This window comes from Pseudomonas sp. NBRC 111131 (genome assembly GCF_001320525.1).
GTDB classification, from domain to species: domain Bacteria; phylum Pseudomonadota; class Gammaproteobacteria; order Pseudomonadales; family Pseudomonadaceae; genus Aquipseudomonas; species Aquipseudomonas ceruminis.
Genome location: NZ_BCBH01000047.1, coordinates 20,976 through 34,459, shown reverse-complemented (window position 1 = coordinate 34,459; position 13,484 = coordinate 20,976). Strand labels below are relative to the sequence as shown.

9 protein-coding genes are annotated in these 13,484 nt (G+C 61.2%); 5 read left to right on the top strand and 4 right to left on the bottom strand.

The annotated features are described in order from the left end of the window. Positions 1–53: 53 nt before the first annotated feature. Positions 54–1,253, top strand: a complete 1,200-nt coding sequence (locus APH34_RS29020) for a DNA cytosine methyltransferase (RefSeq protein WP_177337054.1) — start codon at positions 54–56, stop codon at positions 1,251–1,253. Between the two features lie 288 nt (positions 1,254–1,541). On the opposite strand, the gene APH34_RS26220 is transcribed toward APH34_RS29020, so the two are convergent. After that, positions 1,542–3,785, bottom strand: coding sequence for a TonB-dependent siderophore receptor (locus APH34_RS26220; protein ID WP_256215956.1), 2,244 nt, complete (start codon positions 3,783–3,785; stop codon positions 1,542–1,544). Between the two features lie 154 nt (positions 3,786–3,939). Between APH34_RS26220 and APH34_RS26215 the strand changes: the two genes are divergently transcribed. From APH34_RS26215 to APH34_RS26205, 3 genes are all read left to right on the top strand, one after another. Then, the gene (locus APH34_RS26215; RefSeq protein ID WP_054903578.1) at positions 3,940–4,659 is read left to right on the top strand and encodes a response regulator; all 720 of its coding nucleotides are present in this window, start codon (positions 3,940–3,942) and stop codon (positions 4,657–4,659) included. A 1-nt stretch (position 4,660) separates the two neighbouring features. Beyond that, positions 4,661–6,028 (top strand): ATP-binding protein, encoded by a 1,368-nt coding sequence (locus APH34_RS26210; protein WP_054903577.1) that lies wholly within the window; start codon positions 4,661–4,663, stop codon positions 6,026–6,028. Between the two features lie 205 nt (positions 6,029–6,233). Further along, complete coding sequence (locus APH34_RS26205; protein WP_054903576.1) at positions 6,234–7,901, top strand: FMN-binding glutamate synthase family protein; 1,668 nt, start codon at positions 6,234–6,236, stop codon at positions 7,899–7,901. A gap of 30 nt (positions 7,902–7,931) precedes the next feature. Here APH34_RS26205 and APH34_RS26200 read toward each other — a convergent pair whose 3' ends face one another. After that, complete coding sequence (locus APH34_RS26200; RefSeq protein ID WP_054903575.1) at positions 7,932–9,251, bottom strand: OprD family porin; 1,320 nt, start codon at positions 9,249–9,251, stop codon at positions 7,932–7,934. 465 nt (positions 9,252–9,716) lie between these two features. On the opposite strand from APH34_RS26200, the gene APH34_RS26195 reads away from it, so the two are divergent. Continuing rightward, positions 9,717–11,819, top strand: coding sequence for a TonB-dependent siderophore receptor (locus APH34_RS26195; RefSeq protein WP_054903574.1), 2,103 nt, complete (start codon positions 9,717–9,719; stop codon positions 11,817–11,819). A 103-nt stretch (positions 11,820–11,922) separates the two neighbouring features. On the opposite strand, the gene APH34_RS29015 is transcribed toward APH34_RS26195, so the two are convergent. Both APH34_RS29015 and aguA read right to left on the bottom strand, forming a co-directional pair. Further along, positions 11,923–12,120, bottom strand: a complete 198-nt coding sequence (locus APH34_RS29015) for a hypothetical protein (protein ID WP_082422894.1) — start codon at positions 12,118–12,120, stop codon at positions 11,923–11,925. Between the two features lie 181 nt (positions 12,121–12,301). After that, positions 12,302–13,408 carry an agmatine deiminase gene (aguA, locus tag APH34_RS26190; protein ID WP_054903573.1) on the bottom strand — a complete coding sequence of 369 codons (1,107 nt, stop codon included), beginning with the start codon at positions 13,406–13,408 and terminating at the stop codon, positions 12,302–12,304. Positions 13,409–13,484 lie beyond the last annotated feature (76 nt).

Here is a 13,484-nt window from a genome sequence, read left to right as displayed (position 1 = left end):
GTCTGCCAATTTTGTGATAGAATCGCTGCCGCATTTTGATTGAGGCTGAACCATTGAAGCATTACCCCACACCTAACAAGAACAATAGCCCTTACTGGGCAGAGTTTTTCGCGGGCGGAGGAATGGCAAGGGCTGGTTTAGGCTCACAATGGAACTGTGTGTTCGCTAATGATTTAGATCCGCACAAATTAAGCTCTTACCGAAGCAACTGGGATGCTGAGCATCTGATCCCAGGTGATATCGCTGCCGTTTCACCAGAACTCATTCCTGATAGTCTTGATTTGGCATGGGCTAGCACACCCTGTCAAAACTTTAGCTCAGCAGGCCTAGGGAACGGTTTGCTTGGTAACTATTCATCAGCATTTCTAACTTGGTGGAATTTAATTCAAACCAAGCAGCTGACTTATGCCCATCCTAAGTTAATAGTTTTAGAAAATGTCAGGGGGCTACTCAAGTCAAGGAAAGGTGAAGACTTTAGGACGCTAGCTGAAAGCTTTGCTAAAGCTGGCTACAGTTTCGGTGTTGTGCTGGTCGATGCCATTCACTTCCTTCCACAGAGTCGGCCTCGAATTTTTATCGTCGCTGTTCGTGAAGATCAGCATATACCAAATTTTTTATACAATAACATTCCTAATCCCACCTGGCACCCCAGTGACTTGGTCGAAGCGGTAGCGAATCTTCCGACGTTTATTCGCGACCGTCATATATGGTGGGAAATGCCTATCCCATCTCAGCCCCGACCGACTTTGGCTGCGCTTTTAGAAAATGATGCAACTCATTGGCACTCGCTATCTCAAACACAGAAACTGCTTGAGTCCATGTCGCCATCCCACTGTAATAAGATTAGAACTGCAATTGAATCAGGCATACCTTCTGTGGGGACATTATTTCGTAGAATGCGGCCTCATGAGGGAAAAACTCGATCATTTACCGAGGTCAGGTTCGACGGTGTTGCTGGCTGCTTGAGAGCCTCTGACGGAGGTTCGTCACGTCAAATGCTTATATTTGTGAATGGTGAAAGCATAAAAACCCGGCATATGACTAGCCGAGAGGCAGCTCGATTAATGGGCTTACCAGATGAATACCAACTTCCAAATATAAAAACTCATGCAGTGAAGCTCATAGGCGACGGTGTAGCCGTCCCCGTTGTAAAATTTCTGGACGACCACTTGTTGTCGAAGTTAGCTATTGCGAGTCACCGATTTTCTTCCAGAACATCAAAAAGCCACTCATCGTTATCTGTCACGCGTTGATGCGAGGTTGTTTGAATAGCTCATTAGGATAGATTAAGAGATGGCGTCTCCTTTGCTGGCGATTTTTGTATTACAGATCAATTAGCTAAACGCTTTTTCGACTCCTGGTGCCGCACCACTCACCCCAGTGCTTCTTCAGCCTGTTCAAGCGTCATCCGGTGGCGCAAACGCCAGCAAATGAATATTCGAGAGTCTTCATCAGGCGCCGGATCAGCTCGAAGCGTACGCCTAACCGAAGCCGAACACGCCCCCAGACGAGGGCGTTCCATCAACCCTCCCAGACTCTTATCAAAACGCCGTACTCACCGTCAGCGACACGTTCCGCGGGTCTCCATAAATCGCCCCCGCATAGAACCCGTACTGGATGTAGTAGTGCTTATCAAACAGGTTATCGACGTTCAGGCTGACCGACGTATCGTCCGTAACCTGATACTTGGCCATCGCACTCCATATCGCATACCCAGACCAGTTCACATCGGTCGACCCCGCACTCACCCCGTTCACAGGCTGCCCCGCCGGGCTGGAGATGGCGCGGATATTGGTCTGTGCCTTGACGCCAGCGCCCAAGGTCAGGCGATCAAGCGGGCCGGACAAACGATAGGTAGTGGAAGCCTTGAACAAGTGCGAGGGGTCGCTACGCCCGTCACTGTCCACACGGCGGAAGTGCAGGTAGGTGTAGCCCGCATAGACGTTCCAGTTCGGGGTCAGGGCGCCGGCGATTTCCAGGTCGATGCCGTCTGTTTCCTGGCCGGTACCGGCCTTGTAGGCATCGCCACCGGTCGGGGTGGTCAGGCCGTCGTCGAGCACGGCCTTGTTTTCCTGCTTGGTGCGGAAGTACGCCGCCGATGCATTCAGGCGACCCTCCAGCCACTCGCCTTTGATGCCGGTTTCGTAGCTCTGGCCGCGAATGGGCTCGACCTTGGTGCCGCTCTCGGTTTCTGCCGTTTGCGGGTTGAAGATGTCGGTGTAGCTGGCGTACAGCGAATAGGTGTCGTTGAGGTCGTACACGGCGCCCAGGTAAGGGGTGACGATGCCGTTGTTCTGCTGGGTGCTGCGCACGCCGCCAACGTTGCGGGTGGTGGCTGAGTAGTCGGTGGTGCGCACGCCGGCGATCACCGACAGCGGGTCGGTGATGCTCAGGCGGGTGGCGGCGTACATGCCCTGCAAGCGGGTGGTGGTCTTGCTGTGGCGGCCGGTGCGGGAGGCGAGTATGTCGTAGTCGCTGTCCACACCGTTGTGCCAGTCGGTCAGCGGGAAGCCATTGTTGGCGCGGAACTGGCAACCGAGTGCAGGCGCGCTGATGCGGTTGTCGCTGGTCATGGTGCAGCTGTACTCCGGCGACCAGGCCACGGTGCGGCTGTCGTTGTAGCCGACCATCGCCTGGTGGGTGCGGCCAAACAGTTGGAACGGGCCAGACAGGTCGATCTGCGCTGACTGCTGGGTGGTGTCGCTTGAGCTGTGCAGGCCGTTGAGCACGGCGCCGCTGCCGTCCTGGTCCCAGTAACCGCCAAAACTGCCGCGCCCGGCGGAGTTGACCTTGGCCAGGCCGCGATGGTTGAGCACCTCAGCGGTGCTCTGGGCGCCTTTCAGGTCGAGGGTCCAGTCGTTGTCGAAGCGGTGCTGCAGCGAGCCGAAGGCGGTGCGGGTGGTGTACTCGCCGAAGCTCCAGCTGGGTACCAGGTTGGTGCTGCGGGGCAGGTCGGTCTTGCTGCCGTCGCGGTACCAGATGGGGATGTTGGCGCCCCAGCCACCGCCGACCACCTTGTTGTACTCGTACTGATAACCGGCGCCCAAGGTGGTGGCGTCGTCCAGGTCGAATTCGAAGTTGGCCAGCGCCGCGCGGGAGCGTTCGGACTGGTTGTCGCGGAACGAGTTGGCGTCCTGCTGGGTCATGACGAAGCGCGAACGCAGGCGGCCGTCTTCGGACAGTGGCAGGTTGAGGTCGGCGCCCAGGCGGCGCCGGTCCCAACTGCCGTAGGTGGCGTAGGCGCTGCCGCCAAAGGTTTTGGTCGGGGCCTTGCGGATCAGGTTGACGGTGGCCGAGGGGTCGCCCGTGCCGCCCAGCAGGCCATTGGCCCCGCGGACGATATCGATGCGGTCGTACAGGTCCATGTTCAACGCGTTGCCGCCCCCGTTGAAGTCGGAGCCACCCTGGAACTGCAGGCCATCGATCTTCCAATTGCTGATCGAGTAGCCACGGGCACGGAAGTCGGTACGCCCGCCCACCTCGGACTGGTTGGTGCTCACGCCCGGGGTAGTGTCCAATGCCTGTTGGATGGTATGGATATCGCGGTCATCCATCTGCTGGCGGGTAATGCTGGTAACCGACTGTGGGGTCTGCCGGGGGGTCAGCTTGAGGCCGGTCGAGCTGCGGGTGCTCTGTACCGTGTAGCCAAGCTGGCCGGCCGCGTCGGCAGGCAGCAGGGCGCTGTCTTCGACCTGCGTGGCGTCCAGCTCCAGGGGGGCGCTGGCGGCCATGGCGGTGCCGCTGGCGGCCAATGCAACAAAGAAGGCAAGCGGGTGAATCGTCATGCGCTGAGGTTTCATTTGGGAAGGCTTCGTATTTGCAGATGATTTTTTGTTACGATTCTAGGGATCCGCCCTCTGGGCTCCATGCCCGGCTTGTACGGGGATGTAATCGAACGTAATGAGCGCTGCCGGCCCTCCCTTGACAGGTGTTTTCCCGATGAGCACAACCTTGCTGGTTGTCGATGATGACGACGAGATCCGCGAACTTCTCTGTGATTACCTTACCGATGCCGGCTATACCGTCCTGGCGGCGGCCGATGGTGACGGCATGCGCGAGCAGTTGGCCGCGCACAAGGTCGAGCTGGTGGTACTGGACTTGATGCTGCCCGGCGAGGATGGCTTGAGCCTGTGCCGGCAGTTACAGGCCACGCCAGGCCTGGCGGTGATCATGCTGTCGGCCAAGGGCAGTACGCTGGACCGGATCATCGGCCTGGAGGTGGGTGCCGATGACTACCTGGCCAAGCCGTTCGAGCCACGCGAACTGATCGCCCGCATCAAGGCGGTGTTGCGCCGCCCACAGCGTCAGGGCCCAGCGGCCGAGGAAGCTGAGGCCGAAGCCCACCACTTCGCCGGTTTCAGCCTCGACCACGTCAAGCGCCTGCTGACCCGCCCCGATGGCGAGGCGCTTACCCTGCCCCGCTCCGATTACCGGGTGCTGCGTGAGTTGCTGGAGGCCAACAACCGTGTGGTTTCACGCGATCAGTTGACGCGCAGTGCGTTCGGCCGCGACCACCATCCCGATGACCGTTCGGTGGACATGTGCATCAGCCGGCTGCGCCAGCAGCTGCGCCGTGCGCCGGGCAGCGCTGCGCAAATCCTCACCATCCGCAACGAAGGCTACCTGCTGAGCATCGCCCGCGCCGAGGCGGCCGGCTAAGGTGCGTTGGCTTCGCCGGCTGTGGCCGCGCACGCTGTTTGGTCAGTTGCTGCTGATCATGGTCAGCGGCACGCTGGTGATTCAGCTGGTATCGAGCAGCATCTGGTTCGATGTGCGCTTCGCCCAGGTACTGGAAGCGCCGGTCAGGTTGATTGCCGCACGCACGGCCGGGTTGATTGCCCAGGCCGATTGCCAAGCCGGCAGCCTGCAGGTGCCGGCGCATTACCAACTGCGCTGTGTCGCCAGCGTCCCCGCCGCCGTGCAGGACCAACGCCGAGGCCGACACCGCGTCGAGCTGTTGCTGCAGCAGGCGCTCACGTATGAGCTTGGCCATCCTCAGCCGGTGCGCCTGCTCAAGGTGCAACTGACCGATGAGCTGGGCCAGCCGATTGTGTGGCGCAGCCTGTTCGGGCTGCGCACGGCGCAGGCGCATATCCAGTTCGCCGTGCCCTTGGCCAACGGCCAGTGGCTGGCCATCGACGGCGTGGAGCTGCAAGGCTGGAGCGGCGAATCGGCCTGGGTGTTGATCAGCGATTATCTATTGCGGGTGTATGCCCTGCGCATCGTCGCTGTGCTGCTGGTCTGCCTGCTTGCCGTGCGCCTGTGCCTGCGCCCGCTGCGGCGCCTGGCCGACGCGGCACGTGGCCTGGGCAGCAACCTGGAACAGCCGCCACTGGCACTGGACGGCCCAGAAGAGGTGCGCCAGGCCGCCCAGGCGTTCAACGCCATGCAGCAGCGCTTGATTGCCATGGTCAATGACAAGGCCTACTTCCTTGCCGCCGTGTCCCACGACCTGCGCACGCCGTTGACGCGCATGCGCCTGCGGCTTGAGCGGCTGCCCGATGACGAGCACCGCGAGCGGCTGCGGCAGAACATTACACAGATGGATGACATGATCGGCCAGGTGCTGGATTACCTGCGCGCAGGTGAACAGCAGAACCTGCAGCAGGTGGATGTGGACCGCCTGGTAGCACGGCTGTGCGCCGACCTGGCCAGTGCCGACGAACCCCTGCCGGTGCAGGGCAAGGGCGGTAGCTTGCGGGTCGATGCCTTGTTGCTGCAGCGTTGCCTGCAGAACTTGCTGGTCAATGCCCTGCGCTATGCCAGGGAGGTTTCCGTTACGCTGGAGCGCGCTGGCACGGGTGTGCACATCCATGTAGACGACCGTGGGCCGGGGGTGGCGCCGGGGCTGCTGGCAACCATCACTGATCCTTTTGTGCGCGGTGAAGGGTCCCGCAACCATGGGTCGGGGGGTTACGGGTTGGGGTTGAGCATCGCCCAGCGGATTGCCGCCAGCCATGGGGGTGAGTTGATGCTGACGAACCGTGAGGGTGGCGGGTTGCGTGTCAGCATTCTGTTGCCTGGTTAGGGGGCTTGTAATGCGAAACAGGTTACGGCACCGGCTGCGCCGGTGTTCGCGGGGCAAGCCCGCTCCCACAGGGAGTGTGTTGATTTCTGGGGGGTGAGCGACAATACAACCTATCATCAGGTAATAGTGTTTTACCGATTCGCCTGGTTTTCCGCACGGCCAGTTTGCCTATGCTTGCCCCGGTCATCCTGCCTGCGATGGACCCATGAAACACTCTCTACCCAGCCGCTACGCCTGCCTGGCGATCTGCCTGATATTCACCTTCGCCAGCCTCCCCTTGCTCGCCACGCACACCTGGCTCTGGCCGCTGACAGTGGTCACCGCCCTGCTCAGCCTGGTCGGCCTGAACGACCTGCGCCAGAGCCACCATGCAGTACGGCGCAATTATCCGATCCTGGGCAACATCCGCTACCTGATCGAAACCATCCGCCCGGAAATCCGCCAGTACCTGATCGAAGGCGACGACGACAAACTGCCCTTCTCCCGTTCCCAACGCTCGCTGGTCTACGCCCGGGCCAAGAACGAGAGCGCCGAGAAAGCCTTCGGCACGCTCAACGATGCCTACAAGCCAGGCTTCGAATTCATCAGCCATTCGATGCTGCCGGTGGCCACCCCGGACCCTGCTTCATTCCGCATCGCCATCGGCGGGCCGCAGTGCCGCCAGCCCTACTCGGCGTCGATCTTCAACATCTCGGCCATGAGCTTCGGCGCACTCAGCGCCAACGCCATCGCGGCGCTGAACCAGGGTGCGCGCCTGGGCCGCTTCGCCCACGACACGGGCGAAGGCAGCATCAGCCCCTATCACCGCGAGCACGGCGGCGACCTGATCTGGGAAATCGGCAGCGGTTATTTCGGCTGCCGTAACGAGCAAGGCCGCTTCGACCCGCAGCGCTTCGCCGATCAGGCGCGCGACCCACAGGTGAAGATGATCGAGATCAAGCTCAGCCAGGGCGCCAAACCCGGCCACGGTGGCATCCTGCCGGGGCACAAGGTCAGCGCGGAAATTGCCGCCACCCGTGGCGTGCGCGTGGGCGAAGACTGCATTTCCCCTGCGGCCCACAGCGCCTTCCGCACGCCGCTGGAGCTGCTGCACTTTGTCGCCAGCCTGCGTGAGTTGTCAGGTGGCAAACCGGTGGGTTTCAAGTTCTGCCTGGGCCACCCGTGGGAATTCATGGGCATCGCCAAAGCCATGCTGGCCACCGGCATCACCCCCGACTTCATCGTCGTCGATGGCAAGGAAGGCGGCACCGGCGCGGCGCCGCGCGAGTTCAGCGACAACATGGGCGTCCCCATGCGTGAGGGGTTGATGTTTGTGCACAACACCCTGGTGGGCCTGAACCTGCGCTCGAGTATCCGCATCGGCGCGGCGGGCAAGATCGTCAGTGCCTTCGATATCGCCAGCGTGCTGGCGATCGGTGCCGACTGGGTCAACTCGGCGCGCGGCTTCATGTTCGCCATCGGCTGCATCCAGTCGCAGAGCTGCCACACCAACAAGTGCCCGACCGGCGTGGCCACTCAGGACCCTTTGCGCCAGCGTGCGCTGGTAGTGCCCGACAAAGCCCAGCGGGTGGCCAGCTTCCACCGCAACACTTTGCACGCCCTGGCCGAAATGCTTGCGGCCGCAGGCCTCGAGCATCCGTCGGAGCTCAAGCCCAAGCACCTGGCGCGGCGCATCAGCACCAGCGAGATCAGCCTGTTCTCCGACCTGCACCAATTCCTCAAGCCAGGCGAATTGCTCAGTGGCGCGATCGAAAGCGAGTTCTATGCGCGGATGTGGCGGATGGCGCGCAGTGACAGCTTTGCGCCGCAGACGGGGGACATGGCTGTGGTGCCAGCGGCACCGGCACGCAGAAAAGAAACAGCCCCGGCATAGGCCGGGGCTGCTCGGTACAACCAATCAGTATCAGAAGATGCTGATCGGGTACTCGACGAATACGCGGACTTCGTTGCCGTCGTCGTTGTAGCCGTTCTGGCGTACAGCGTTGTTGGTGCGAACGAACGAGCTGCGCAGCTTGATCGACAGGTCCTTGGCCGGGCCGTCTTGAACGACGTAACGGATCTGGTTGAAGATTTCGCGCTCTTTACCTTCGCCGAAGCCTTGTGGGTTGGCGATGTTGCGGGTGTTGATGTTGTCACCCACCACGTAGGCCAGCTTGTAGGTCAGGCCCGGGATACCGTAGGCACCGAAGTCCAGACCGTAGCCCAGCTGCCAGGAGCGCTCGTCTTCGGCGTTGAAGTCGGACCAGTAGGAGTTGGCCAGGTAGATGGTCGAACCACCGTCACCCACGCCGCCCTGGTTCTGGTACCAGCCGTAGTTGTAGCCGGTGCTGCCGGTGCTGCGCTGGTGCGCGATGGTGAACGAGTGCGCACCGTAGGCATAGGTCGCGGCCAGGCTCCAGATGGTGTTGGAGTCGCCGTTGAGGCCAGCTTCCTGAACGTACTTCTTGTCGATGTCCGACTTGTAGCCGTTGAAGTCCAGGGTCAGGGACTGGTCGCTGGCAATCGGGAAGACGTAGTTCAAGCCCAGGTAGTGCTTCTTCATCACGTCTTCGTTGTCGGCGGTGTACAGCGAAGCGGTGAAGTTGTCGGTGAACTTGTAGCTACCACCGAAGACGTTGATCGACTTCAGGCCGCCACCGTCACGGCGCTCGGCACTCTTGCGCGCTTCCTGAGTGAAGCGGCCGGCGTTCAGTTCCAGGCCCTGGATCTCTTTGGAGGTGATCAGGGTACCGGTGAAGCTTTCTGGCAGCAGACGGGCGTCGTCGTACTGCAGCACTGGCAGTGCTGGCATCTGGTCACCGTACTTGAGCACGGTGTTGGAGATGCGGAATTTCACGGCTGCGCCGCCACGGGCCAGGTTATGCGGCGAGCTGGCGTTGCCGTCGGCATTGGTGGTTTCGTGTGGCTTGAAGAAGTCGACGCCGCCGCCACCGTTGTGGCCCTTGCCGCCGTCCAGACGCAGGGCGTACAGGCCGAATGCGTCGACACCGACACCGACGGTGCCCTGGGTGAAACCGGAGGAGAAGTTGGCGATGACGCCTTGGCCCCATTCGATCTGGTCATCGGTACCGTGTTTCTTGTCACGGTTGATGTAAGCGTTGCGCAGGAGGACGTTTGCGTGGCTGTCCTCGATGAAGCCCTTGCTGTCGGCCTGCTCGTTGGCCTGGGCCTGGGTCGCGGCGATCATCGCCAAGGCGACCAGGCTGATCCTGGTTTTCAACATGTTGTTTTCCTTATTTCTTAATCAAAAACGCTCTGCAATATGACGCCAGGAACCAACGCCCCTTCGTAGGTTCGACGCTATGCGGATCCAAACTGAAAAGCCCGCCGAGGGTCGCGTGGCGGGCCTTGTGCAGCAGCATGGCCAAGTCATGGCCAGCAGGCGTTGGCCGAATCCTAGCCGTGTGCGATTACAAATGTCAAAAACTCGTGAAATGCAGGTTGATATAACCAAAATCACGGTCGGGAATAGTGCATTTCCATACAGGTTCGCGCCATCGGCGGGCAATTTGTCTCCTGTCGGATAAAGCGGTTTAAGTCAGCCGATTTTTCGCCCCGGGCAGCACCAAAGCACTAGTTACAAAGTGATACATATGTAAAGACAAGCCTTTACAAATACCCAAGCAGCAGTAAATGGCAAGCATTACCATTCGCACCTTCTTATCATCTGCCTCCGGTCCGGATACCCATGCTTGCCCCTTGCCGCCTTTCGCCCCTGACGCTTGGCCTGTCGCTGCTGTTCAGCGCCAGCCTGGCCAGCGCCGCTACCACGACCCTGCCCGAACTGGCGGTTACCGCCGACAGTGAGCGCGAAGAAGACAACCCGCGTGTGAAGGACGTCAGCACTGCCACACGCATCTCCACCCCCGTGCGCTATGTGCCGCAGGCCATCGACACGGTGAAGACCGCCAACGTGCTGGACTACGGCAACAGCTCGCTGGGCAAGGCGCTCGAAGGCATCCCCAACGTCAGCAGCGGCGCCGATACCCGCTTCGATAGCGTGCGTATTCGCGGCTTCGAGGCGAGCAACGACTTCTACCTGGACGGTATTCGCGACGACAGCCAGTACATTCGCGACCTGCACAACATCGAGCGGGTCGAAGTGCTCAAGGGCCCGGCAGCAGTGCTGTATGGCCGTGGCAGCCAGGGCGGTATTGTCAACCGGGTCAGCAAGGCGCCGGAGCATGGCCGCCGCTCCTCCATCGAGGCCCAGGGCGGCAGCCAGGACCTGCGCAGCCTGTACGCAGACCTGAGCGCCGACCCCAGCGACACGCTCAGCCTGCGCCTGAACATGGGCAACGAGGACAGCAACAGTTTCCGCGATGGCATCGATGGCAGCCGCCAGCTGTTCGCCCCGTCCATGAGCTGGCAGCTCTCGCCCGACCTGAACTGGCTGGTGCAGTACGAGTACAGCCGCTACAACCGCACACCCGACCGTGGCATCCCTGGCGTCAACGGCCGCCCGGCAGATGTCAGCCGTGGCACCACCTACGGCGATACCCAGCGCGACTACATCGATGACCGTGCGCAATCCTTGCGCTCGCGGCTCAATTACCAGCTCAACGACAGCTGGCAACTGCGCCACACCCTTGGCCTGTTCAAACTCGACAGCGAGTTCGATAACACCTATGCCACGGGCTACAACGCAAGCAACAACACGGTTACGCGGCAGCGCTGGCAGCAAGACCTGAACACCCGCAACCTGTTCAACAACCTCGAAGCCGAAGGCGACCTGGCCACCTGGGGCGTGGAGCACAAGGTGCTGCTGGGCCTTGAGTTCGGCAACCAGCGCCGCGACCCCACGCTGTCTACCGCTGCCGCCGTGTCGGCCGGAGGCCAGCCGGTGCCCAGCCTGAGCCTGAACCACCCCAACCGCCACCTGCAGCACAACGGGCGCATGGTGGTCTCCAGCGACAACCACACGGTGGTCGACAGCCGAGGCCTGTACCTGCAAGACCAGATCCGCCTCAATGATCAGTGGCAGATCCTGGCCGGCGTGCGCTTCGACCAGTTCGAAGTACAAACCACCAACAACGTGCGCAACCTGACCGAAAAACAGGACAGCAACACCACCAGCCCACGCCTGGGCGTGGTCTATACGCCGTGGCGCGATCACTCGTTCTATGCATCATGGAGCAAAACCTTCTCGCCTGTGGGCGGTGGCCTGATCGGCATCACCCCGGGCGCCCCCGGCAACACCAACGACACCGGTCCGGAACTGACCCGGCAGAAGGAGATCGGGGTCAAAAGCGACTGGTTCGACGAGCGCCTGAGCACCACCTTGGCCCTCTACGAACTGGAGCTGTACAACCGCCGCACGCGTGACCCGAACAACCCGGAAATCACCCTGCTCAGCGGCCTGCAGCGCTCGCGTGGCATCGAGCTGACCGCCACCGGCAACATCGTCGGCAACTGGTATGTACGGGGCGGCATCGGTGTGCAGGATGCCACCGTGGTCAAGGACAACAACGGCCTGGAAGGCAACCGCATCAACGACGTCGCCAAACGCAACGCCAGCCTGTTCGTCACCTGGAAGCCGGAACTTGGCTGGTACGCCGAAACCGGGCTGACCCTGGTCGGTGAGCGTTATGCCGACAACCAGAACACCACGGTCATGCCCGGTTATGGCCGTTGGGATGCGCTGGCAGGGTACCGTACCCATGACTGGGATGTGCGGGCAGCGTTGAGCAACATTGCCGACAAGACCTACTACAGCTCGGCGACCAGTGCGGCGCAGATCCAGCCGGGCGACCCGCGCAGCCTGGTGGTGACGGGCACATACCGCTTCTAAGCGTGAGAGCCTGCGCCGGCCTTGGCGGGTAATGCCGCCCGCACAAACGAAAACGCCACCGCAATCGCGGTGGCGTTGTTCATGGTGCGGGCTCCTGCCCTGTTCAGTGCCATACACCCATCAGTGCTTCCAGCTCCGCATCGCTTAGCAGGCCTTGGGGGTAGCGGCCATCAAGCAAACGCCGTGGGTCGGTCGTCCTGACCTGACTGCTTCCCCGTTGTTTCAACCAGTGCGCCAGTGTTCTGAGCGCTTGGTGATTCAGTACCGATGGGCGCAAAGCCGACTCACTTGCTGTGTTCATGTCTACACGTACTCCCTAGGCCCGTGAGCGGCTAATCTACGTAGTGATTGTTACAGAATGGAGCGTCCGCCTGCCTGGCTTAACTCCATGAAAGGCAATACAAAACGTATGCCACTCGCACCTGCCGGGTGTCGCAAAAAAAAAGCCCGTCCTGGGACGGGCTTCTTCCGGCAACCTTGCTTCAGCGCTTGAACGGCGCCGGCTGCTGCTGGGTCAGGCAGTGGATGTTGCCGCCGCCGAGCAACAGTTCACGGCCAGGGATCATCACCACTTCATGGTCCGGGAACACCTTGGCCAGAATCGCTCTGGCCTGGGCATCTGCCGGGTCATCGAAGCTCGGCGCGATGATGCCGCCGTTGACGATCAGGAAGTTCACGTAGGACCCGGCCAGGCGTACCGACGGGTCACGTTCCTGGCTACCGGCCACCTGGTCGACACCCGCACATTCTTCTTCAGTGGCGAACAGCGGGCCCGGGATTGGCATCTTGTGCACCACGAACTCGCGACCTTTGGCATCACGGCTGTTTTTCAGCACGTCATACGCTGCATGGCAGCGTGCGTAGTTGGGGTCGTTGGAATCATCGGTCCAGGCCAGTAACACTTCACCAGGGCTGACGTAACAGCAGAAGTTGTCGACGTGGCCGTCGGTTTCATCGTTGTACAGGCCATCCGGCAGCCAGACGATGGTTTCCACGGCCAGGTGCTCACGCAGGATGTCTTCGATCTGCTCGCGGTTCAGGTGCGGGTTGCGGTTATGGTTGAGCAGGCATTCTTCGGTGGTGATCAGGGTGCCCTCCCCGTCCACATGGATCGAACCGCCTTCCAGCACGAAGCCTTCGGTGTAATAGCGCTGGCAGCGCTCCATCTCCAGCACCTTGGCGGCCAGCTCCTCGTCACGGTTCCACGGCGCGTACAGGCCGCCCTCGAAGCCACCCCAGGCGTTGAAGCCCCAGTCCACGCCACGCACTTCGCCAGCGTCGTTGATCACGAAGGTTGGGCCGGTGTCGCGCACCCAGGCGTCGTCATTGCTGATTTCCACCACGCGGATATTGGGCAGGTCGAGCTGGCGACGGGCGTTTTCGTATTGGCCAGCGGAAACCGCCACGGTGACCGGCTCGAAACGGGCGATGGCCTTGGCCAAGGTCACGTGGGCGGCCTGGGCAGGCTTGCCACCCAGGCGCCAGTTGTCAGAGCGCTCCGGCCAGACCATCCAGACCTGGCTCTGCGGCGCCCATTCGGCGGGCATGTGGAAACCGTCGGCGCGGGGGGTGGAGTTGAGGGTTTTCATGGTTAACCTCTGCATGGGCCCTGGGCCGATGGTCTATGGGGAGATGCCGAATTTATAACCGATATATATCGGTATT